The sequence below is a fragment of the Nodosilinea sp. AN01ver1 genome, assembly GCF_050565655.1.
GTDB lineage: Bacteria > Cyanobacteriota > Cyanobacteriia > Phormidesmidales > Phormidesmidaceae > Nodosilinea.
Window position 1 is genome coordinate 52,772 of the sequence record NZ_JBNXVS010000017.1, and the last position, 22,555, is coordinate 75,326.

At 58.7% G+C, this 22,555-nt stretch carries 21 protein-coding genes; 9 read left to right on the top strand and 12 right to left on the bottom strand.

The features are described from left to right. Window positions 1-659: 659 nt before the first annotated feature. Genes asnS through ACQ4N7_RS14645 form a run of 3 tightly spaced genes read left to right on the top strand, consistent with a single transcriptional unit; the run spans window position 660 to window position 2,756 of the window. Window positions 660-2,045, top strand: coding sequence for an asparagine--tRNA ligase (asnS, locus tag ACQ4N7_RS14635; RefSeq protein ID WP_430712240.1), 1,386 nt, complete (start codon window positions 660-662; stop codon window positions 2,043-2,045). Window positions 2,046-2,073: 28 nt separating this feature from the next. Beyond that, complete coding sequence (locus tag ACQ4N7_RS14640) at window positions 2,074-2,403, top strand: DUF433 domain-containing protein (RefSeq protein WP_430712241.1); 330 nt, start codon at window positions 2,074-2,076, stop codon at window positions 2,401-2,403. Window positions 2,404-2,405: 2 nt separating this feature from the next. Beyond that, entirely contained in the window at window positions 2,406-2,756 is a 351-nt protein-coding gene (locus ACQ4N7_RS14645; protein WP_430712242.1) for a DUF5615 family PIN-like protein, read from the top strand. A gap of 65 nt (window positions 2,757-2,821) precedes the next feature. Here ACQ4N7_RS14645 and ACQ4N7_RS14650 read toward each other — a convergent pair whose 3' ends face one another. Both ACQ4N7_RS14650 and ACQ4N7_RS14655 read right to left on the bottom strand, forming a co-directional pair. Continuing rightward, window positions 2,822-4,147 (bottom strand): recombinase family protein, encoded by a 1,326-nt coding sequence (locus ACQ4N7_RS14650; RefSeq protein ID WP_430712243.1) that lies wholly within the window; start codon window positions 4,145-4,147, stop codon window positions 2,822-2,824. A gap of 3 nt (window positions 4,148-4,150) precedes the next feature. After that, window positions 4,151-4,495: a hypothetical protein gene (locus tag ACQ4N7_RS14655; protein ID WP_430712244.1), complete on the bottom strand. Its 345-nt coding sequence runs from the start codon at window positions 4,493-4,495 to the stop codon at window positions 4,151-4,153. Between the two features lie 299 nt (window positions 4,496-4,794). Here ACQ4N7_RS14655 and ACQ4N7_RS14660 point away from each other — a divergent pair, with 299 nt between their 5' ends. Next, window positions 4,795-5,757, top strand: coding sequence for a ribonuclease Z (locus tag ACQ4N7_RS14660; RefSeq protein WP_430712245.1), 963 nt, complete (start codon window positions 4,795-4,797; stop codon window positions 5,755-5,757). A gap of 53 nt (window positions 5,758-5,810) precedes the next feature. On the opposite strand, the gene ACQ4N7_RS14665 is transcribed toward ACQ4N7_RS14660, so the two are convergent. Continuing rightward, window positions 5,811-6,230 (bottom strand): hypothetical protein, encoded by a 420-nt coding sequence (locus tag ACQ4N7_RS14665; RefSeq protein ID WP_430712246.1) that lies wholly within the window; start codon window positions 6,228-6,230, stop codon window positions 5,811-5,813. A 582-nt stretch (window positions 6,231-6,812) separates the two neighbouring features. Between ACQ4N7_RS14665 and ACQ4N7_RS14670 the strand changes: the two genes are divergently transcribed. Continuing rightward, window positions 6,813-7,568 carry a HEAT repeat domain-containing protein gene (locus tag ACQ4N7_RS14670; RefSeq protein WP_430712247.1) on the top strand — a complete coding sequence of 252 codons (756 nt, stop codon included), beginning with the start codon at window positions 6,813-6,815 and terminating at the stop codon, window positions 7,566-7,568. Between the two features lie 89 nt (window positions 7,569-7,657). Here the strand turns inward: ACQ4N7_RS14670 and ACQ4N7_RS14675 are convergent, their stop codons facing one another. The 7 genes from ACQ4N7_RS14675 to ACQ4N7_RS14705 all read right to left on the bottom strand — a co-directional run bounded on the left by ACQ4N7_RS14675 (window position 7,658) and on the right by ACQ4N7_RS14705 (window position 15,671). Next, window positions 7,658-8,578 (bottom strand): DMT family transporter, encoded by a 921-nt coding sequence (locus ACQ4N7_RS14675; RefSeq protein ID WP_430712248.1) that lies wholly within the window; start codon window positions 8,576-8,578, stop codon window positions 7,658-7,660. Between the two features lie 53 nt (window positions 8,579-8,631). Next, on the bottom strand, window positions 8,632-9,462 hold the full coding sequence (locus tag ACQ4N7_RS14680; protein ID WP_430712249.1) for an AraC family transcriptional regulator: 831 nt from the start codon (window positions 9,460-9,462) through the stop codon (window positions 8,632-8,634). 150 nt (window positions 9,463-9,612) lie between these two features. Next, window positions 9,613-10,719 carry an LptF/LptG family permease gene (locus ACQ4N7_RS14685; protein WP_430712294.1) on the bottom strand — a complete coding sequence of 369 codons (1,107 nt, stop codon included), beginning with the start codon at window positions 10,717-10,719 and terminating at the stop codon, window positions 9,613-9,615. Between the two features lie 215 nt (window positions 10,720-10,934). Beyond that, window positions 10,935-11,663: an LPS export ABC transporter ATP-binding protein gene (gene lptB / locus ACQ4N7_RS14690; protein ID WP_430712250.1), complete on the bottom strand. Its 729-nt coding sequence runs from the start codon at window positions 11,661-11,663 to the stop codon at window positions 10,935-10,937. Between the two features lie 376 nt (window positions 11,664-12,039). Next, complete coding sequence (locus ACQ4N7_RS14695; RefSeq protein WP_430712251.1) at window positions 12,040-13,287, bottom strand: glycosyltransferase family 4 protein; 1,248 nt, start codon at window positions 13,285-13,287, stop codon at window positions 12,040-12,042. Between the two features lie 142 nt (window positions 13,288-13,429). Then, complete coding sequence (locus ACQ4N7_RS14700; RefSeq protein WP_430712252.1) at window positions 13,430-14,311, bottom strand: hypothetical protein; 882 nt, start codon at window positions 14,309-14,311, stop codon at window positions 13,430-13,432. Window positions 14,312-15,131: 820 nt separating this feature from the next. Continuing rightward, window positions 15,132-15,671 carry an LptA/OstA family protein gene (locus ACQ4N7_RS14705; protein WP_430712253.1) on the bottom strand — a complete coding sequence of 180 codons (540 nt, stop codon included), beginning with the start codon at window positions 15,669-15,671 and terminating at the stop codon, window positions 15,132-15,134. A 229-nt stretch (window positions 15,672-15,900) separates the two neighbouring features. Here ACQ4N7_RS14705 and ACQ4N7_RS14710 point away from each other — a divergent pair, with 229 nt between their 5' ends. Together ACQ4N7_RS14710 and ACQ4N7_RS14715 are read left to right on the top strand one after the other, a co-directional pair. Then, the gene (locus ACQ4N7_RS14710) at window positions 15,901-16,950 is read left to right on the top strand and encodes a threonine aldolase family protein (RefSeq protein ID WP_430712254.1); all 1,050 of its coding nucleotides are present in this window, start codon (window positions 15,901-15,903) and stop codon (window positions 16,948-16,950) included. Between the two features lie 93 nt (window positions 16,951-17,043). Further along, window positions 17,044-18,048 carry an NAD(P)-dependent alcohol dehydrogenase gene (locus tag ACQ4N7_RS14715; protein ID WP_430712255.1) on the top strand — a complete coding sequence of 335 codons (1,005 nt, stop codon included), beginning with the start codon at window positions 17,044-17,046 and terminating at the stop codon, window positions 18,046-18,048. 12 nt (window positions 18,049-18,060) lie between these two features. On the opposite strand, the gene ACQ4N7_RS14720 is transcribed toward ACQ4N7_RS14715, so the two are convergent. Together ACQ4N7_RS14720 and ACQ4N7_RS14725 are read right to left on the bottom strand one after the other, a co-directional pair. After that, on the bottom strand, window positions 18,061-18,588 hold the full coding sequence (locus ACQ4N7_RS14720) for a plasmid pRiA4b ORF-3 family protein (protein ID WP_430712256.1): 528 nt from the start codon (window positions 18,586-18,588) through the stop codon (window positions 18,061-18,063). 131 nt (window positions 18,589-18,719) lie between these two features. After that, window positions 18,720-19,058 (bottom strand): hypothetical protein, encoded by a 339-nt coding sequence (locus ACQ4N7_RS14725; protein ID WP_430712257.1) that lies wholly within the window; start codon window positions 19,056-19,058, stop codon window positions 18,720-18,722. Between the two features lie 75 nt (window positions 19,059-19,133). Between ACQ4N7_RS14725 and ACQ4N7_RS14730 the strand changes: the two genes are divergently transcribed. After that, window positions 19,134-19,724, top strand: coding sequence for a chromophore lyase CpcT/CpeT (locus ACQ4N7_RS14730; protein WP_430712258.1), 591 nt, complete (start codon window positions 19,134-19,136; stop codon window positions 19,722-19,724). 98 nt (window positions 19,725-19,822) lie between these two features. Then, window positions 19,823-22,417 carry a leucine--tRNA ligase gene (gene leuS, locus ACQ4N7_RS14735; protein WP_430712259.1) on the top strand — a complete coding sequence of 865 codons (2,595 nt, stop codon included), beginning with the start codon at window positions 19,823-19,825 and terminating at the stop codon, window positions 22,415-22,417. The last annotated feature ends 138 nt before the right edge of the window (window positions 22,418-22,555 follow it).

The window sequence follows — 22,555 nt, forward strand, 5'->3', positions numbered from 1 at the left end:
CTTCTACAGCAGAGCGATCGCCCCTGCTTTTTACACTAGAAAAGCCTGAGAAGATTACCCTTAAACAGTCTCAGAGAAACCACACCACAACGACAGAAATCGGCAACCCCTGAACGGGAAATTTCTGGCTGTCATGCTTATCGTCTCAGTGGCCTAAAAGAATCTCTCAGACAAACTCCAACGTCGCTGATACGGCTGCTCAGGGCTGCCATCTATAAGGGTTGGCCAGGTTTGAGGCCCACCCAGCACCCTAGGCCAAATTAATATCAAGACTGACAAAACCTAAAAAAATCGGAACCTAAAAGCCCGCGCAAACAATCTGTAGAAAAACGCTGGCGCTGCAAGGGTTGTCGCCGATCGTTTTTCGCTCCTAGAAGCTGTCTAAATCTCTAGGCCCTGGCGACAACCAGCGGTTAAAACCTAGGGAAATTTGCACTTTGGATAGTAAGGGCAAAGAATAGGGGCTTTTGTAGCTGCTAATACTTTTGCCTGTTCCTTCAACTTCCTTAAAGATTGATTGCCGGGGAGGCTGGGGCTAAAAACCGGCGATCGCCGCCCGAGGTTTGTTGCCGCTGGCCCTGCCCGGACGAGCCGCTGTGGGTCAAAATAGGTAACAACCTGTGTCAACCGTTTACAGACCCCCTACGACAAGTACGACTATGCCGCGCATTCGAGACATTCTGCACGCTGGCGAACCGGGCCAGACCGCTACCGTTCAGGGCTGGGTTCGCACCAAGCGCGAGGCCAAGGGCATCACCTTTGTGGAGGTGAACGATGGCTCGTCGATGGCCGGGCTGCAGGTTGTGCTCAGCGCCGATATGCCCGGCTACGACACCGTGGTCAAAGATCTCACCACCGGCTCCTCGGTCGAGATGGCCGGGCAGCTGGTAGAGTCGCCCGGCAAGGGCCAGCGGGTCGAGCTGCAGGCCAGCTCCATCACCGTCTACGGCACCGCCGACGGGGAGACCTACCCGCTGCAGAAAAAGCGCCACTCGTTTGAGTACCTGCGCACTCTAGGTCACCTCAGGTCGCGCACCAATACTCTAGGGGCGGTATTTCGCGTGCGCAACGCCTGCGCCCAGGCGATTCATCAGTTTTTCAATGAGCGCGGTTTTCTCTGGATCCACACCCCAATCATTACCGCCAGCGACTGCGAAGGGGCAGGGGAAATGTTTGCCGTTACGGGGCTAGACCTGGCCAATCCCCCCAAAACGAAAGAGGGGGACGTGGACTACAGCCAGGATTTCTTTGGTAAGCGCGCCTATCTCACCGTCAGTGGTCAGCTCGAGGCCGAGATCATGGCAATGGCCTTTACCGATGTCTATACCTTTGGCCCCACCTTCCGGGCCGAAAACTCCAACACCTCCCGCCACCTGGCCGAGTTTTGGATGGTGGAGCCCGAAAAAGCTTTCTGCGACCTGGTCGGCAACATGGATCTGGCCGAAGAATTCCTCAAGTACATCTTCCGCTCGGTGCTGGAGCAATGCCCGGAGGATATGGAATTTTTCAACCAGCGCATCGACAATTCGGTGCTGGCTACTGCCGACAACATTATCAACAACACTTTTGAGCGCATCACCTACACCGAGGCGGTCAAGCTGCTGGAGAAAGCCGACAAAACCTTTGAATTCCCCGTGGAGTGGGGCATTGACCTGCAGTCGGAGCACGAGCGCTATTTAGCGGAAGAGCTGTTCAAAAAGCCCACCATCGTCACCGACTACCCCACCGGCATCAAGGCCTTCTACATGCGCCTCAACGACGGCGGCGAAACCGTAGCGGCGATGGACGTGCTGGCCCCCAAGGTGGGCGAAATTATCGGCGGCTCCCAACGGGAAGAGCGGCTCGACGTGCTGGAGCGCCGCATTATCGAGGCGGGGCTACCGATCGACGACTACTGGTGGTACCTCGACCTGCGCCGCTTTGGCACCGTGCCCCACGCGGGCTTTGGCCTTGGCTTTGAGCGCCTGGTGCAGTTTATGACCGGCATGGGCAACATCCGCGATGTCATCCCCTTTCCCCGCACCCCCGACAGCATCGAGTTTTAGGAGCGTATTCTAGGAGCGTAACTTAGCCATGACCCTTGTTCTAGAACAGGAAACACCACCTCTCCACGCCGATGTAACCGGGGTAGTGCGCGTTGGCCATACCAGAGTGTTGCTAGAAACTGTGATTCGAGCGTTTCAGGATGGGGCATCACCAGAAACTATTGTTCAGCGCTACCCGACCCTATCGCTCTCCGATGTCTACAACACAATCGGCTACTACCTTAGGCACCAGAATGCGGTAGAAACTTACCTAACGCAGAGAGAGCAGCTTGCTGAAGCGGTTCAGCAACGGCTTGACAGCGTTCAACCAGATTTAAGCTCAATTCGCAGTCGCTTGCTAGCTCAGCAAAATCAGTAGCTATGCTCAGGTTGCTCAGCGATGAAAACTTTAGTGGAGATGTTGTTCGAGGGCTGTTTTTGCGCAGACCCAGCCTGGATCTGATTCGAGTTCAAGATGCTGGCCTGCGAATGGTTGACGATGCAGCAATTCTGGCTTGGGCAGCGGTGAATGACCGCATTCTTCTGACCTACGACCGCGCCACTATGCCAGATTTCGCCTATGCCCGATTGACCAAAGCAGAACCCATGGCTGGCATGTTTGTCGTGAATGATCGTATGCCAATGCGTCAAGCTATTGATGAGCTACTGCTGCTGATTGACTACAGTGATCAAGCCGAGTGGAAAGACATCGTGCTTTACTTGCCGCTGTAACGGAGTTTATCGCGACCAAGGTAGCTCTATCAAAGGGTGAAAAACTGGCGCATCAACATTCTTCTTCAAAATACCAGCACCAATTCCACCCGCCATTTGTCGCCCTCGCGCACGATCTGAATGTCGCGGATGAATTCGCGGAAGAAGAAGCGGCGCTCGGCCTCTGATAGGTCGAGCCAAAACTGGGGAATCGATACCGACTGAGACAGCTCTTGTAGGTTGACTGGGGGAAGCTGGGCGAGCTGCTGGTGCAGGGTAGCCACTTCGCCCCGCAGCTTGTAGCGGCGCAGAGCGGCGGTTTCGGCATCGAGAACGCCAGAGTCTTCCAGGGCGGGCAGCTGGGCCAAAACGGCTTCTTTAGCCTCGATTTGGCCCTGTAAGCGGGTGCCGGGGGCAGGCGTTCCAGCCGGAATTTTAGCGGTAAACTGAGCTACGGCCTGGGGCAGCACTTGGCAAATTTCGGCGACGATGCGGTCTAGGGCCTCATCGTAAGGGATGGCTTTGCAGCGGGGAGTTTTGGGGCAGCCGCTGGGCCGCAGATAGAGGTAGGGCTTGGCCTGACCCCTGGGCGTGGTTTTGGGGGCGGTTTTGGAAATGGTCAAAGGCTGGCGGCACTCCTGGCAGGTGACGAGGCCAGCCAGCGATCGCGCGGCTCCCGCCGTTCTGGGCGGCAGCGGTCGGTTGCGGCGCAGCAGGCGATCGATCTGGGCGGCCTCGTCGCGGCTAATGATGGCGGCGTGGGTGTCGCGCAGGGTGTTGCCATCCTGGTATTGCAGGTCGCCCCGATACACCGGGTGAGTGAGCCAGCGCCGCCCGGTAGACACCGAAATGCGCTTGCCGTACTTGCTCTCAATGAACCGCACCGCCCCCCGCAGCGAACCGTAGAGCAAAAATTCGTTCACAAAGGCGGTGACGACCGGAGCGGTGGCGCGATCGATCAGGTAGCGGCCCTGGCCGCGACGGTAGCCGTAGGGCGGTTTGCCGGGGGGTGGCAGGGCCTGAAGGCGGCTGCGGGCGTGCCCCTCGCGCAGACGGCGACGACGCTGCTGGCTCGCCAGATCGACCCCCTGCAGCAGGCTGAACACATCCACCGAGCTATCCTGAAGCGAGATTACTTCGGCCCCCGCTGCTTCGAGCTGCTGAACCCAGTGGCAGGTGTCGTCGGCATTGCTGCCCAGGCTGGCCAAATGATCGACTAGCACCAGATCGGGCGGATTGCTTTGGATGTCGGCGAGCAGGCGATCGCGCTCAGGTCGGTACTGTGGCTCTGTTGGCAACGCTAGATCGGTGTAGACCCGTTCAATCGAGGCCAGGGTCTCCTCCCCGAGGGCTGCAAGGGCAGGAAACCCTGAGGCATCGGCCTCTCGATAGCAGTAGGCGACGATGCGCATGACCTAAAACGCCTGCTTCAGCGCCTCACGCAGGGCCAGAGCCTGTTCATCGCTGTCGCTGGCGACGACCACCATTACCGTAGTGATGGCGGGTTGGCTCTCGATACACACAAACATGGCCGTCACGGTGTCAGAACGCCCGGCCACGCTGGTGGCATCGTTTTGCATCGGCTCTAGCCCCTGAGACTCTAGCGCCTGGCTGGCCTGGCTCAGGCATTGGGCGGTATCAATGCCCAACACCTGCCAGGCGTAGTGCATACCTGGCGGAGCCGCCTGGGTCGCGGGCATATTGGCAGCCAAACCCAGCCCGGTCAGCAGCGCTGTCAGTAAATAGGTCATTGAAATCATCGGTGGTTCCTTAGCGCTGCGGCTTTAGTTGGGGGCTCTGGGCAGAACGGACCTGTGTCGATGATACTTCGTAGGGTTAGATTCCGCTGGCTCCGGCCATTGGCTCTGGGTCGTGGCAAGATAGGTGGGTAGGAAGATGGGTGCCAGGTTTCAGGTGCTGGGTATTAGGTTTTAGGTATACGGTTTATGGTTCTGAGGCTGCATGGCACCCGCATCTGATATCCGACCCTCTATATCCGGCAACATCCGACACCTGACATCCGACACTTTGCACCCGTTATCTCCTAGAGGCCGTTCCGTTGCAGATTACATTTTTGGGTACCAGTTCTGGCGTGCCAACCCGCGCCCGCAATGTGTCGAGTGTGGCCCTGCGGCTGCCCCAGCGGGCCGAGGTGTGGCTGTTTGACTGCGGTGAGGGCACCCAGCACCAGTTTTTGCGCAGCGAGTTTAAGTCGAGCCAAATTCGCCGCATTTTTATCACCCACATGCACGGCGACCACATTTTTGGCCTCATGGGGCTGCTGGCCAGCTGCGGACTGGCGGGCAACCGTCAGCAGCGCATCGATATCTATGGCCCTAAACCGCTGAACGACTACCTGCAGGCCAGCCGCCGCTATTCCCAAACCCACTTTTCGCTGCCGATCAAAATTCACACTGTAGAGCCGGGGCTGGTGTTTGAGGATGAGGAGTTTCGGGTGGTGTGCGACCTGCTGGAGCACCGGGTGCCCGCCTACGGCTATCGGATCGAAGAGCGCGATCGCCCCGGTCACTTCGACGTCAAGCGCGCCCAGGCAATGGGAATTCCCGCTGGACCCATCTACGGGCAGCTGAAGCAGGGGCAGCGGGTCAAGCTAGCCGATGGCCGCACCATCAATGGAGCCGACCTCTGTGGGCCAGATTTGGTGGGGCGCAAGCTGGTGTACTGCACCGATACGATCTACTGCGATCGCGCCGTTGACCTGGCCCACAGCGCCGACGTGCTGATCCACGAAGCCACCTTCTCCCACCGCGACGCTGATCTGGCCTACCAGCGGCTGCACTCTACATCAACGATGGCGGCCCAGGTAGCGCTCAGCGCCCAGGCCAAGCAGCTGATTATGACCCACTTCAGCCCCCGCTATGCCCCCGGCAACGACATTCAGCTGCCCGACTTACTGGCCGAAGCTCGGGCCATTTTCCCCAATACGGTTATGGCCCACGACTTCATGATCTACGACATTCCCCGCCAGGACGAGAAGGTGCTGGCTTCGTCGTCGGCATAGGCGCTGCACCATCCGCCAAGATTCGGGCCAGATTTCTGGCGATTCTGACCTGACTACCGCTTCGCGTTGCCCAGCCGCTGCCGCAGAGCAGTCAGCTGCTGCTGGTTATCGACGGCGGTGCGGGGCATGGGCACGTCGGTATTGGGCCAGGTGGGTAAGTCATCGCAGGGGCAGAGAGAGGTCATCGTGCCAGCGGTAGGCATCGCAACGGGCATCTCGCAGCGAGCGCAGGGCGTTATATCCCACACGGGCGACAGCATCTCTGCAATGCTCTGGGTGGTGCCCTTGAGATAGCAGTCTCGACCGCTGGTCACCATAACTTTGTGCCAGCAGTCTTCAAACGACTGGCTGTAGCGACCGTTTTGAAAGATAGGATCGGGCAGATATTCGCCCCGGTTTTCGGCCAGCACTACGGGCTTGCCCAGCTGAAACCAGTGGGCCAAAAAGTTTCTAACTTGATCTTGGGAAGCCATCGATACCATACTCCTGGTTACGTCGCCGGGGTTGTCTTTGGGTTCAGCAAGGCGTCAGTTGACCGATTCCCAATTTGATCAGTCAGGCTAGCGGACAGCATTGGTGAGGCGTTGCCTTGGTAATTGGAGAAAGTCTGACCCGGTCTATGCCTTCATCCTAAAGGCTGTCTGGGTGGGCTATGGAGAACTACGGATATTCTTCGGAAAGTTTGGGACCGCTGCACCTGCCTCGATTTGGTTATTTCGCCAATCTAATGGAGGATACTACCCCTTGCCACCGCTTCTACAGCGCTGACAGCTCGCTGAGGCGTAGAAATTCCGTAATCGCTGGGCCTCTAGGTTAAGCATTCTGCCCGCTGGTAGACAGCCGAGACGGCTATTTCAGCGAGGCTATCTCTTTGCGACTGGCTCGGGCGAAGGCCAGGCTGTGTACCGCTGGAACCTGGGCAATCGGCGTGGTGCAGCTCATCAACCGGGACGCTTAGCCGCCTCAAAGGTAGGGTCTGTGGCTTTGCTTAACGAAAGTTTGCAGGGGTTTGCCGCTACCGCTAAAAGTGCGGCACAACCAGATAAAGTAGCCCTATGTATGACGACGATCTGACAACCCTAAACCCCGATCTGGAGTTTGCCGACCCCCTCGATGCGCTTGGCCCCGTAGACGAGGAGCAGGCCCCCCAGTACGACCCCGAGGCGATGCTGCCGCTGCTAACGGCGACCGATCCGCAGCAGCGGATGCTGGCGGCGCGGGCCTTTTGCGAGGTGGAAGACAGTCGCGCCGTGGCCCCCTTGATCGCCCTGCTCACCGATCTCTGCCCCCTGGTGCGGGTGAGTGCGGCCTACGCCCTGGGCCGTAACCCCCACCCGTCGGCGGTAGAGGCACTGATTGCCCAGCTGGCGACCGACTGGAACGGCTACGTGCGCAAGGGGCTGGTGTGGGCTCTAGGCAATGCCCACGACGCGCGATCGCTGCTGCCTTTGATCGAAGCGCTGCGCACCGATATCTCGGCGGTGCGGCTGTGGGCCGCCAGCGCCCTGGCTCAGATGGCGCAGGTCAGCTACGAGTCGGTGATCGCCGCCATTCCCCCCCTGATTGAGGGCCTGCGTCGCGACCCGGTACCGGCGGTGCGCAGCAACTGCGCCTGGGCCGTGGGCCAGCTCTGCCGTGAACTGCCCTCGAATGTGGTCTATCACACCGCGATCGATGCCCTGATCGAGAGCTTTGCCGAAGAAGATGACCTGGGGGTGCGCGAAGACGCCCGCACCGCTCTGCTCAAAGTGGGCGACACCCGAGGGCTGCAAACCATTGAAGAAATTGAGCAGGACGGGTTTTTCTTTTGAATCGCTGGCTTGAAGGTATTGAATTGTGCATCAATTGAAGTTCAACCCCAGCCGAGTCTCTTCTGTAGAGCGTCTCGACGCTGGCTGTCTCAATGCGCTTGGGCTTTGCCGCTGGAATGAGGCACAGACAGGGTCAGAATGCCAGTGAGGATCAACAGGGCGCCGACGATGTTCCACCCGGATAGCTGCTCCCCCAACCAGACGGCGGCAATGGCGGCGGCAAAGATGGGCGTCATCAGGTTGAGGGCTGTGGTCAGAATGGGCGAGAGATGCTGAGCGGCATAGCTGTAGCACAGGGTCGGCATCACCGTTGAGATCACCCCCAACCCCAGAATTATCATCCCTACAGGTGGCTGCACCAGGTCGTTTAGCCGCAGGGAGGTCGATAGGCAAGCCAGGGGGATGCTCCAGATTGCTCCGATCGCGAAGGTGATAAACGCTACCAGCACCGGGGTCAGCCGGGGCTGTTTGGCCCCGTGAGATTTAAACAGTGAGGCATAGGCCAGGGTAGTGACCGCAGACAGCAGAGCAAACCCCAGCCCCGTCAGGTAGGCCAAACGATCATCACTGTTGCCCTGGAGTTTGGGCAGCACAAATAAAACCAGTCCGCCAAACGCGATCGCTCCACCAATGCCTTCGGCTGCCGTTAGCGGCTGCCTGAGACAGGCTTTGGCGGCTAGCCCCAGCAGCGGCGACAGCCCGACCACCAAAACGACATCGCCCACCGGAGCCAGCTGAAACGCTCGAACCGCAAACAGGTAATAGAGCACCATCAGGCTCGACAGCAAAACCGTTAGGGGGTCTTTCAGCAGCATCCGCAGGTCTGACCAGAGGGGGCGGCGCACGACTAGAATCGGCAGCATGACCAGTCCGGCGATTCCTAACCGCATTGACAGCACCTCCAGGGTGCTGAACTGAGGCATCAGTTTAATAAACGTACCGGTGAGCCCCCAGCCCAGCGCCGCCAGGCAGCCTGAACCGAGGGGAAGGAGACGAGGGGAATCAGACATCTCTGGGCTTCGCAACGACTGGAGCGAGGACGGGACGAGCACGGGCGTGACGGCTAACGAGTCAGCTGCCTGCGGTATTGCCCAGGGGTAACCCCGACCCAGGCTTTGAAGGTCTTGGTGAAGTGACTCTGATCGACAAAGCCCAGCTCTAACGCCAGCTGGGTCAAAGCGGTCTCCTGGCGCAGCTGCTGCTTGGCCTGGGCGATGCGGAGATGGGTGAGGTAGCCGTGGGGCGGTAACCCTACTGCGTCGCGAAACACCCGGGTTAGGTAGTAGGGGCTGAGCCCAAACCGCTGCGACAGATCGTTTAGGGTAAAGTGCTGGTCGTAGTGCGCTTCTAAATGGTGCTTAATCGACTGCACCATCGGGTGGTCGGGCTGGTAGCGTTGTGGTCTTTTACTGCCGTGAACAGCATGACGGCGAACCAGGGTGCGCAGCAGCGTCAGCAAGTGCGTCTCTAGCGATAGGCGGTCTTCTGCCGCTGGCGCAGCCAGCCGCGCGTGGGCCAGGGCTAACTGCCGAAACAGGGGGCGATCGCAGATCACAGGTTCGGCAAAAAAAGGCAGCCCTGTCTGCTGGTCGGCCTCTTCAACCAGCAGCCCCTGAACCAAACTGGCGGCAGGGTAGATGACGTGAAAACTCCAGCCAGCCTCGACGGCGGCCCAGTTGCTGTGGCCCTCGCCCGGCTGCAGCACAACAATGCTGCCCTTGGGGGCCGTATGCGTAGCGCCTCGATAGTTAACCGCCTCTACCCCGTCAACAATAATGCCGACGCAGAAATCTTCATGGACATGCCGAGCAAACGCATGGGTGCGATAGGTGGCGTGGAGCACTTCTAGATTGGTGAATAGCGGCGATCGCCACGCTTTTGCCTCTTCTCTCATGGCCGAGCCCCGTGGCAACATCAGCCCCAAGCATAGGCTTTGGGCCAGGGACTGTCTTGTAAAATCTTGCCCCTTGTTCGCTTCCTTCCCGTCTATGGTGAAGTTCGACGGGGAAACTTCGCCTCAGAACCTCCGTAGGGGCGTAGCGTGCTACTTGGAGGCGCGAAACAGCAGATACAGGCCAATTCCCAGCCCCAGTAGGGTCGGCAGCCAGGCCGACAAAAACGGCGACAGCACCCCCACCTCGCCCATGGCGTTGGTAATGAACGACAGCAGGTAGTAGCCAAAAATGATCACAATGCTGATGCCAAAGCTGGTGGCGCGGCTGGTGCGCTGGGGCAGCACCCCAATCGAGGCCCCCACCAGGCCAAACACGACGCAGACAAAGGGCAGAGCGTACTTTTGCATAATTCGAATTTGCCAGCGGCGAATCATTTTTTCGTCGCCGCTCTGGCGCACCAGCTCCAGCTGCTGAGTGGCCTCGGCAATGTTCATCTCGGTGTCGTTTTTGGTGCGGCTGGCCAGATCCAGGGGCGTGCGGGGCAGCTGCAATTCCTGGGTTTCAAAGGTAATAATGTTGCGGAAAGAGCCGTCGGGCGCGACCACGTAAATAGTGCCATTATAGAACGTCCAGGCGTTGCTCTCCACATCCCAGTTGGCCGACTCGGCACTGACCACCTGGTTTAGCCCCGCCTGGGAAAAGTCGATAATGGTTAGCCCGTGCATGGTGGTGCCATCGAAGCGGCGGGCGTAGAACTGGCGCTTGAGCTCCTGGGCCTCTGGGTTATCTCTGGCGGGCTGAAATTCTTGATAGAAAATATTGCGCTCCTGAAAGGGGGGGCGCTCTGACTTGAGCGCCTGCTCCAGGGTGATAGCGGCCCGGTAGTTGGCCGCCGGGGTGATTAGCTCGTTGAATATAAAGGTGAGGCCCGTCACCAGCAGGCTCAGCACCACCGCCGGGGCAATAATGCGGCGAATGCTCACCCCCACCCCCCGCAGGGCAATCAGCTCGCTGTCGCTGGAGAAGCGGCTGTAGGTCATCATGGTGGCCAGCAGCGTGGACATGGGAAAGGCCAGCACAATGAACTCGGGCAGCTTGAGCACAAAAATCTGCACCGCCAGCGTAATCGCCAGCCCCGACTCGGTGATGCGGCGAATCAGCTCAAACAGTGCCCCAATCGAAATGCCAATCGAGGAAAACGCACCCACCCCAAACAAAAAGGGCATGGTTAGCTCTCTGGCGATGTAGCGATCCATCACCGTTAGCAAGGGTGGCCGAGGGCGGGGGCGAGGGGGGCTGTAGGGAGCGGTGGTCATAGGTGGGGCGGTAGAGGACGGGCAGGGCGCTGAAAGGGGTGAGGAGGTGAGGTGATGAGAAGGATGGGGAGATGGCGTGGCGATCGCATGAGTCTGGAACCCCTTGCAGGATAGCCCACGGGCCTGAACCCTGAGGAGAGGGGGCTGAGGACGGGCTAAATTTCGAAGTCTTTGCCGAGGTAGTGCTCGCGCACTAGAGGATTGCTGGAGAGGTCGTCGGCACTGCCGGAGGCCAGGATTTGTCCGTCGCTCATAATGTAAGCGCGATCGATGATGCGGAGCGTTTCGCGCACGTTGTGGTCGGTAATCAAAATGCCCATGTCGCGATCGCGCAGTTTAGCCACAATTTCCTGAATCTCGTTGACGGCGATCGGGTCTACCCCGGCAAAGGGTTCATCCAAAAACAAAAACCTCGGCCCCTCTGGGCCAGAGGCCAGCGAGCGGGCCAGCTCGGTGCGGCGGCGCTCCCCCCCCGACACCTGAATGCCCAGGGAGTTGGCCACTTTCTCCAGGCGAAATTCTTTTAGCAGGTCCTGCAGGCGATCGCCGTACTCATCGGGGGGCACCCGCGTCTGCTGCATGACCAGCAAAATGTTGTCGGCCACCGATAGGTTGCGAAAAATGCTCGGCTCCTGGGCCAGGTAGCCAATGCCCAGCCGCGCCCGCTGGTGCATGGGCAGGTCGGTGATGTCGATCTGGTCGAGGCAGACCTTGCCGCCGTCGGGCCGCTCTAGCCCAGTTGCCATGTAGAACGTGGTGGTCTTGCCCGCCCCATTCGGCCCCAGCAGGCCGACAATCTCCCCCTGGGCCACCGAAAGGCTAACCCGGTTGACCACCTGGCGCTTGCCGTAGGTCTTTTGCACGTTGTCAAGTACGATTTTCAAGGGCGCGCTGGGGCCAGTAGGGTTTGAGTGAGCTTCGTAAATTGTATCAAAGCTCTTCCCTACTCTAGGTGATGGCCTTGATGGACCAGGTCAGGACGCTTCTGCCCCACGGCTGAGCTTGAGGAGCTGACAAGAGAAGGTACCCGCTGATCGGACGTTTTACCGTTGGGAGACGCTGCGCGTTGACAATGCCCGCCCAGAGAACAAACAACTGCGCTCAGTTCTGGATGATTGAAATAGTGAGGGTTGAGCGCAGTCAACACCTGACGACCGGGTAGCCCTCAACCCCCAGGGATCTGAGGGCCCTGCTGTGAGCAAACGGATAGCTATTGTCATGGAATATGCCCAGAACCAGTGCTAACGTCCCAGCCCCTATCTAGCTAGGGCCGCTCTCCCCAAAGAGCCGTGCCAGGTGAGCGGCCTCGTGGTCGATGTCATGCTGCTGCGCGACTTTCGTCATTCCGGCTTTACCCATGGTCTCTAGCTCTGCCGGGGAGGTATTGAGGGCGGCGCGCATGGCATCAACCAGTGACTCAACCGATCCGGGGACGACCAGCCAGCCGTTGATGCCGGTTTCAACCAGCTCAGGAATACCGGCAATAGACGTGGTGATGACCGGGCGACCCAGGGCTAGGGCTTCCATAATGACAACGGGCAAGCCTTCGGCAAAGCTGGGCAACACCAGCGCCTGCGCCTTGAGCAGCTGATCTTTGACCACCTGGCTGGCGGCCCAACCCGTAATCGAGACGCAGTCTTGCAGGTTATAGGTGGTTATGAGGGCTTCGACCTGCGATCGCATTTCGCCATCGCCCACCAGCGCCACCGTAAACCGATAGCCCTCATCCACCAGCTGCTTAATCGCCTCCAGCAGCAGCAGGTGGCCCTTTTGCCCGCTGAGTCGCCCCACACAGACCAGGTGGCGCTGCTCTGAAATGGGCGTAAACGCCTGGGCTAGAAAGGTTTGGTCGAGTCCACAGTGCACCACATGGATTTTGGGCCAGTCCTCCAGCGCGCTCCAGCGGTACAGCTGGCTCTTGCCAAAGGAGCTAATCGCCACCACAAAGGCCGCGCGCCTGATTTTTTCGGGCAGTGAAATTGCCCTCACCTTGTCAAACTCCTCTGGCCCGTGCACCGTAAAGCTGTAGGGTGGCCCGCCCAGGGCGTGGCACAGCATGGCGACGGTCGTGGAGTTGGTGCCGAAATGGGCGTGCACGTGGTCGATCTTGGCCGCCTCAAACCAGGCCAGCAGCACGCAGGCTTCGGCCAGGTAGGCCAGGTGATACAGCGGCCCCGACTCGTCCTTCAGGCCGCACTGAAAGGCTAAGCCAAGGGCGGTTACAAACGCCATCGGTCGCTGTAGCACAACTCTGGCGATGGTGAGCAATAGCTCAGACCGGGGCTGATCTAGCAGAATCTGAGTTTTATCTAGCTCTTTAATATCATCGGGGTCTACCAGTTCGTCGGCGCAGGAGCGAATTGAAAACCGGGCTACAGTTTGCCCCTGGGCTTCGAGGGCCGCAATTTCGCGCCGAATAAAGCTGTGGCTGACCTTAGGGTACTGGTTGACCAGGTAGGCAACTTTTGGAGTCGTCTGGGCAGGCGCATTCGGTTGAGCGATCGACATTATCTATATCCCAGCTGGTATATTTTGACGGCTTGGAGCCAAAAATAGGGTGCCTTAGCCCAGGGCTGGCAACAGCTGTTTTAAAGACCCCGGACCGCACCATCTTGTCTATAAGAGTTAATCTGCTCAAGCATAGCAAACTCTAAAAGTACCAAATGCGATAGGGGTAAATGCCGTATTCAAGCTGCAGCAGCAGCCGCGGTTGCTGGTCAGGTACGCTACCTTTATGCAAACAGTAAGGATCCCCTGCGAAACCCAGCCCGGCTGGGCCGGTAACCACATGAACGCGATCGCGGCCATAGAGTTCCACTAGGATATCGTCATCAATAGCCGCACAGCCCTGGCCGATCCACTGGTGGCCAAACTGTCGATGGCGATGGCTGCCTTTGATATAGGCATGGGGGCCTTCACCCTCTCCCACATCGGTGAGGTAAAAGAAAAATTTAATCGTCTTAAAGTCATTGATATCGCAGTGGTAAACCCGTGCTGTGCTAACCCTTTCGGCTAAGGTATTGGGAGCCGGAAACCCCCAGGCTAATTCGCCTCGCATGTAAACGGCTGAATGGTTAAGGTACTGGCTAGCCACATCTAAAAGGTATGGATCGGTCTTGAGCTTTTGATAGGCATCGCAGGTTTCGTGGCTGTCTAAATAACCTGCCACCAGCAGCGGGGCACCAAGCTCTTGCTCAAACTGAACCTTATTTTTGACGTAAAACGGCAGCGTCGGATCGCGGTTGGCATAGCAAGGCATTGTTTCAGCAAAGGTGCGCAAATCCTGCAAAATGCTGCTCTGGAGAGAAAAGCCGACGTAGTAGCCGTGGGCCTTGATAAGTTTAGCGACCTGGCCTGAGCTATCTAGGAAGCGGGCCCCTGCTGTTGCCTGTATGACTCCTTGACCAACGGTGGCTGGAGGCGTATAGCTGCCGCGATTGGCCACCCACTCTCGCACCGCAATAAAGCGCGCCAGCCAGCTCATTACCAAAAATCGCGGATCGCCCCGCAGCAGCCGCAAGATTGCCTGCACTTTTTTGATCAACTGTTTTAATAAGCCAACGGCAGAAATCTCTTTCAGTAAATTTGAGGATAGAAAATAAGTAAGCATGTTGGCCTGAATAGAAAATGCATTATTCAGCAACGCTTTACAGGAACAGGTAGATTGCGTTCTAGACGCAAGAGAACGTGCAGATGCTAAACACATCTGCAAAACCTCAGGTTCAGCTCTGCATTAACTACAAAAGTAAAAAAGGTCCTCTGCACACCAGGGCTAAGTCTGCTTAAAAATAAGCTGGCACCCTAGAACCGCAGACCCAAAAGCCTGAGTATCGTTTTCTTTACGTGCATGTGCTCTAAATTAGAGGGTGACTTTGGAAGAAACCATTTAGCCCATTAACAATGCGGTAGATTTCAACTGAGCCAGGAAAACACCAAACATACAGCAGACCTGAATGATCTTTTTTGCCGTGACGTGTGCTTAGCTCATCATATCTATGCTTGCTATTGCGATCGCCAATGTAGAGAGAACCCTTTTTACAATTTTTTTTATTAGCGGCAGATTAATAAAGCCCAGGTAAACAAAATCTACCTTTAGGGGGATGAACATCCATGCAAAACTGTCCAGACAACCATTGAAGCCTAGCACCCTGGTTATTGGAGTCAAGTGGCTCAGACCCCTCACCTGCAGTGCGCTTTAGCCTCACAACGGTACCGAGAGCAGTTCCCAGGCCGCCCCGAGGCCGGATTGAGCAATCTTATAAACACAGAGTCGCTAGAGCTGGTCACTAGTGGCTCATCAGTCTTGTTGTTTGGAGCCACATGTTGCAGCCAGGTCACGGGCCGTGCCGGGACTAATTTTCTTCTAAGGAGGGCGAAGGCTGAGGTTCGGGCTCAATGGGGCTGACGTCTAGCACCGTGGGTGGACGAGGCGCAGGCGGGCGGCTGTTCCCCGACGCTTCACCCTGAACCGAACTGGGCGCTGACTCAGGCAGCGTATACACGGCCTCAACCTGGTCGTTGGGGCGAGGGGTGGCCACAAAGCGATCTTCTTCGATCAGGTAGGTAACCACTTCGGCTCGCAGCGTGTTTCCCCGCTGGGTAACGACAACGCCGCCGCTGAGCACGATGCGCTGCTCGTTGCTGAAATAGTCGGCCTGGGCTGAGGTGGCCTGAATGCTGCGGCTGGGGTAGTCAATCTGCACGTTGCCGCGAGCGGTAATGATGCCTGTCGCCGCGTTAGCCTCTTGAATATCCGATCGCAGCGTAATCGTGCCGCCGTCCTGGGCCTGGGCGGGCGCGCTCCCCAGCTGGGCCAGGTTGCTGCCATCGAGGGCTACCAACATTCCCGCCGCTGCCGCCGTCAACCAACCCCAGCGCCATCCATCCGCCATAGCCCAATCCCTAATCCCGTTGTGGTCTAACGCTTCTCTAGTCCAATCTTACTCCATCCCTCCGTCGCTACCCTCGGCCCTGACCCACCGATCAATTCTGTCCACCCTGCCGCCTCGCTTTCCTAACGCCGCTACTGATCTGGAGTCGCTGCGCGGCGATAGGTCTGCTAAAGACATCCGGGAACTGCACCCCAAGCTATCCTCAAAACACGCCTACCTCCTCATCGCTATGATTTCTGCTCCACCGACCCCGCGCCCGCTCCAGTTTGCCAGCGACAACTACTCCGGCATGTGCCCCGAGGCGATCGACTATCTGCTCAAGGCCAACGATGGCGACGTACCCGCCTACGGCGACGACGAGTGGACTCAGCGGGCCTCTGACCGCTTTCGATCGCTGTTTGAAACCGACTGCGAGGTCTTTTTTGTCTTCAACGGCACGGCGGCCAACTCGCTGACCCTGGCCTCGCTGTGCCAGTCGTACCACAGCGTCATCTGCCACGAGCTGGCCCATGTCGAAACCGACGAGTGCGGCGCGCCCGAGTTTGCCAGCAACGGTTCAAAGCTGCTGCTGGCCCAGGGCGAAAACGGCAAGCTTGACCCAGCCCACGTCGAGCAGCTAATTACCAAGCGCACCGACATTCACTATCCCAAGCCCAAGGTGATCAGCCTCACCCAGGTCACGGAGGTCGGCACCCTCTACACCGTCGATGAGCTGGCTGCCCTGAGCGATCTGGCCCGCCGCTACGGGCTCAAAGTTCATATGGATGGAGCCCGCTTTGCCAACGCCCTGGTGGCTTCGGGCCATACCCCAGCCGAGCTGACCTGGAAGGCGGGTATCGACGTGCTCTGCTGCTGCGGCACCAAAAACGGCATGGGCATTGGCGAGGCGATTCTATTTTTTGACAAGTCGCTGGCCGAAGATTTTGCCTACCGCTGCAAGCAGGCGGGGCAGCTGTGCTCCAAGATGCGGTTTATTTCGGCCCCGTGGCTGGGGCTGCTGGAAACCGGGGCCTGGCTGCGCAATGCCGAGCACGCCAATCGCATGGCCGCCTACCTGGAGCAGCAACTACAGGACATTCCTGGGCTGAAAATGCTGTTTCCGCGCCAGGCGAATGGGGTGTTTGTGCACATGCCCCAGCCGCTAATCGATGAGCTGCATCGGCGGGGCTGGAAGTTTTATACCTTCATTGGCAGCGGCGGCGTGCGGCTGATGTGCGCCTGGAATACGACCGCCGAGGCTATAGACGCACTGGTGGCCGATATTCGAGAGGCGGTTTAATGTTGCGGTAAGTAGGGGGCGCGATCGCTGTCTGTGCTACACCAGCGACCCAGGGAATAGTGCCAATATCTGGCATTACTCCGAAGAAACCCGATGCAAATTAACGCCTTCGCCGCGCTAGAAAAAGGTGCCGCTCTCCAACCCTTTAGCTTTGCCGCGCCACCGCTGAAACCCTTCGACTGCGCCATCAAAGTGCTGGCCTGCGGCATCTGCCATTCTGACCTGCACATGATCCACGACGACTGGGGCCAATCGCGCTACCCGCTGGTGCCGGGCCACGAGGTGATTGGAACGGTGGTTGAGGTTGGCTCCCAGGTTACTCACATGCAGAAGGGCGATCGCGTCGGGGTGGGCTGGCAGCAGGCCGCCTGTATGCACTGCCTGGACTGTTTGCGGGGCGACCACAACCTCTGCGACCAGGCGGAAGGGCTGATCGTCAGCGGCTACGGCGGCTTTGCCGACTATATGGTGGTCGATTCGCGCTTCGCGTTCAAGCTGCCAGCGGAGGTCTCAACGGAAGCTGCCGGACCAATTCTCTGTGGCGGGGTCACCGTCTACGCCGGGTTACGCAATGCGGGCATGACCTCGGGGCAGGAGATCGGCGTAATTGGCATCGGCGGACTGGGCCACCTGGCCGTGCAGTTTGCCAGCCGCCTGGGCAACCGGGTAACGGTGTTTACCACCTCCGCTGACAAAGCCGACTTTGCCACCCAGCTCGGTGCCCATGAGGCCATTCTGGTGCCGCCCGGAGGTTCCCCACCTCTGCCCGTCAACAAGCTAAATATCATCATCAATACGGCTAATCAGGCCCTCGACTGGTTGGGCTACGTGAACTATCTCGACTCCAACGGCACCTTCATGTTTGTGGGCATTCCCAACGAGCCGCTGACAATTTCAATTACGCCCCTGACATCTAAACAGCGCCGCATTATGGGGTCTGAGATCGGCAGCCCGGCCACGATCGTCGAAATGCTGCAGATTGTGGAGAAATTCGGCATTCAGCCCCTGGTGGAAACGTTTCCGCTGGAGCAGGTGAACGAGGTACTGCAGCGGGTGAAGGATAATAAGGTGCGCTATCGGGCGGTGCTGACCATGTGACCCTGCTATGCTCTACAGCGATCGCGCCTGCAAGCGCTGGTTGGCGGCAGCTAAGTCAAAGTATTCGGGGTCGAAGTCGTAGCCAACTTTTTGCCAGAGGGCATCGACTTCGTCGGGGTCACCGCCATCGCTGAGGCGATCGAGCAGGTCAACGTAGTCCCACACGCCCTGGCAAAATTCGGGCGGGCACTGGTATTCGCCAGCGGTGCAGCGCGGTAGAGAATCTTGAGCCGCGTCAATGGATTCGAGGGTGACCTTATGCAGCCAGCCCTGGGCCGGGGCATAGGTATAGATCAGGCTGTCGCCCGGTTCATTCAGCAGGGTAGAGAGCGTTCTTTCTTCGCCGCTCTTTAAACTCTGCCCCTGCCCCTTAACCACGTAGTCGGCCTCCCCCGACCAGCCCATCGCGGCCGTCAGCACCTGGTGCAGCGCTTCCAAAGAGGCATCACCTTGAAGGCAGACTCGCCGCCAGATCGGCGGGTCGCTGTCGAGCAGTTCGATGTGCAGGCAAAAGGTTTCAACGGTGGAGTGAGTCGTCATCGCAAGGGTTCTGTGGGGTGATTGGTGAGAGCTGAATTTCGACATTGCCTGACCCGACAACCGTGGGGTGAGATAAAGGCGCGTGGCAGTTGCAAGCTAAGGGCAGAGAAAAGCGGCGCATCGCCCCAGAGTCATTCCCCTGCTCCAGCGTCAACTCGGTAGTTTGCGCCCGGCCAGATTTCGTTGATCTCGTCGGCCTGGTGGTGGGCGGCAAAGCGCTCCCAGGTAATGCCGTTGACGTCTTTATCCATTGAGAATGACTCGGCCTCGTCATCTTCCCAGCCCAGGTGGCGCAGCTGCCCCGGCGGCACTCCGGCAGCCTGACGAATCGAGAGGTTGAGCTGGTCGGTACGCCAAAGGGCATATATTCCCTCAATCACCAGATCGGGGCGACAGCCCAAACGGGCTGAATAATCGGCCACAGAGGCGGCAATATCCTCAGTAGACAGAGCGATATGGAGCTTCTTCACCACGGCATTTCCTCAAAGTCAGCACCGCCAAACCTGTAAACTAGAACCTTATCACGACGCTTTCTACACCCATCCATGACCCACGCTACCGATACTCACACCCTGGCCCGCTGGATGGCGGCAGACTTTAGCAATCAGCAGCAGGCCTTCGACAACCCGCCTCTGTTTGCCCACATTCGCGTCTGCATGCGCCCCCTGCCCACCGCCACCCTGGGGGGGTTGGGCTTTTACATCGAGCAGGCCTACGACTTTCAGCTCAACCAGCCCTACCGGGCTCGCGGCATGAAGCTCAGCGCCCAGGGCGACCATATTTTAATTGAGAACTACATGGTCAAGGATGGCGAAGCCTTCTACGGAGCGTCCCGCGATCGCGATCGCCTCGCCCAGCTCACCGCCGACCACTTTGAGAAAACCCCCGGCTGCAACATGATCGTCCACTGGACGGGCACCAAATTCAAAGGGGCAGTGGAACCCGGCAACGCCTGTATGGTGACCCGCAACGGCAAGCTCACTTATTTAGATAGCGAGTTTGAAATTGACGCCGACCAGTTCATCAGCTGGGACCGAGGCCGCGACCCAGAGACTAACGAGCACCTGTGGGGGTCGCTGGCAGGGCCGTTCATGTTTAAGCGCAAGGCCAGCTTTGCCGATGAGGTGAACGTTTAGTAAGTTTGCGCTATGGCGCAAACTTACTAAACGCTGTAACTCCACTCCCGTCTATCATGGGGAACATCGCAACAGTGCAGCAGTAGGAGCCAGGGACGGTGGAGTCCAAATACAACCCCGCAGAGATCGAGAAAAAGTGGCAGCAGGTGTGGGCTGAGCAGGGGCTAGACAAAGCCATAGAGAACCCCGATCAGCCGAAGTTCTACGCGCTGTCGATGTTTCCGTACCCGTCGGGGAACCTGCACATGGGCCACGTGCGCAACTACACCATTACCGACGTGGTGGCGCGGGTGCGGCGAATGCAGGGCTACCGGGTGCTGCACCCGATGGGTTGGGATGCTTTTGGTCTACCGGCGGAAAATGCGGCGATCGATCGCGGGGTGCACCCGGCTCAGTGGACGTACCAAAACATTGACCAGATGCGATCGCAGCTGCAAGAGCTGGGCCTCTCCTACGACTGGGAGCGCGAGGTGGCCACCTGTGCCCCCAACTACTACCACTGGACCCAGTGGATTTTCATTCAAATGTTGAAGATGGGGCTGGCCTACCAGAAAGAGGCTGCGGTCAACTGGGACCCCATCGACCAGACGGTGCTGGCCAACGAGCAGGTGGATAGCGAGGGCAAGTCCTGGCGATCGGGGGCACTGGTGGAGAAAAAGCTGCTGCGCCAGTGGTTTCTCAAAATCACCGACTACGCCGAAGAATTGCTGCAAGACCTGGACAAGCTGCCCGGCTGGCCCGAGCGGGTGCGCACCATGCAGGCCAACTGGATCGGCAAATCGACCGGGGCTCAGGTGGTGTTTAAATCTGAGGCTGGCGATGCGCTGCCGGTGTTTACCACCCGCCCCGATACCCTGTGGGGGGCGACATTTATGGTGCTATCTCCCGAGCATCCCTTAGTCGAAAAGCTGACCGCCCCCGATCGCGTCGCTGCCGTAGACGACTACCGCAAGGCTGCCGCCGCCAAAAGCGAGATCGATCGCACCGCCGAAGACCGCGAGAAAACCGGGGTGTGGACGGGCAGCTACGCCCTAAACCCGGTCAACAACGCCAAAATTCCGATCTGGATTGCCGACTATGTGCTGATGGGCTACGGCACCGGGGCGATTATGGCGGTGCCCGCCCACGACCAGCGCGACTTTGAGTTTGCCCGCAAGTTTGATCTGCCCGTCAAGGTGGTGGTGCAGTCCGAGGGGGAGATTCTGGACGGCGACACCATGACTGCCGCCTGGGCAGGCGAAGGGGTAATGGTGAACTCTGGCCCGCTCAACGACATTCCCGCAGGCAAGGGCGAAGGGCAGAGTGTCGCTGCCGCGATCGCCTGGCTCGAAGCCAACGAAAAGGGCCAGGGCGAGTCGAACTACCGCCTGCGCGACTGGCTGATCTCGCGCCAGCGCTACTGGGGCGTGCCGATTCCGGTGGTGCACTGCCCCGAATGCGGCATTGTGCCCGTGCCCGACGAGCAGCTGCCCGTCACGCTGCCGGAAGATGTGGAGTTTTCAGGCCGGGGTGCCTCGCCCCTGGCACAGCTGGAGAGCTGGGTGAATGTGACCTGCCCCACCTGCGATCGCCCGGCCCGGCGCGAGACCGATACCATGGACACCTTTATCGACTCGTCGTGGTACTTCTTGCGCTACACCGACGCGAAGAATCCTGAGTCGGCCTTCGAGACCGCTAAGGCCAACGGCTGGATGCCCGTCGATCAGTACGTGGGCGGCATTGAGCACGCCATTCTGCACCTGCTGTACTCGCGGTTCATTACTAAGGTATTGCGCGATCGCGGCTTGATCTCCTGCGATGAACCCTTTGAGCGGCTGCTGACCCAGGGCATGGTGCAGAACACCGCCTACAAAAACCCCAAAACGGGCAAGTACGTTGCGCCCGAGAACGTCGCCAATCCACAAAACCCTGTCGATCCCGACACGGGCGATGCTCTGGAAGTGTTCTACGAAAAAATGTCGAAGTCGAAGTACAACGGCGTTGACCCTAAAGCGGTGCTGGCCAAGTACGGGGCCGACACCGCCCGCATGTTCATTCTCTTCAAGGCTCCGCCTGAGAAAGACCTGGAGTGGGATGACGCTGACGTTGAAGGTCAGTTCCGCTTCCTCAATCGGGTCTGGCGACTGGTCACAGAATACATCGCCACCGCAGGGGCGAAGGTTGGCTCGCCCGCCGAAGATGTTGCCACAGCCGATCTCTCCAAAGACGAGAAAACCCTGCGCCGCGCCATCCACACCGCGATTCAGGCGATCACCGAAGACATCGACGGCGACTACCAGTTCAACACCGCCGTCTCCGAGCTGATGAAGCTCAGCAACGCCCTGACTGATTCTCCTGCGAAAACCTCCCCGGTCTACAGCGAGGGCATTCGCGCCCTGGTGCAGCTGTTGGCCCCCTTTGCCCCCCACCTGGCCGACGAACTCTGGCACCAGCTGGGCCATAGCGGGTCGGTCCATCGATCCCCCTGGCCTGTGTTCGACCCCAGCGCCCTGGTGGTGGATGAAATCACCCTGGTAATTCAAATTATGGGCAAAACGCGCGGCACTCTGGAGGTACCCGCTGACTCTGACAAAGCCGCGCTCGAAAAGTACGCCCGCGAGTCGGAAGCGGCCCAGCGCTACCTGACTGGCAAGGAGATCAAAAAGGTGATTGTGGTGCCGGGCAAGCTGGTCAACTTTGTGGTGGCCGGATAGTGGGTCAGAGTGAAGGTTGAAAGATTGAGGGGAGCCGATCGTGAATTAGGAAACCTCTAAGGGGTATTCATTCAAGATTTCGTATCAGGTGTTCATCTGATCGACTTTGGCTTTAGGATGGGCACCTTGGCCCATAGA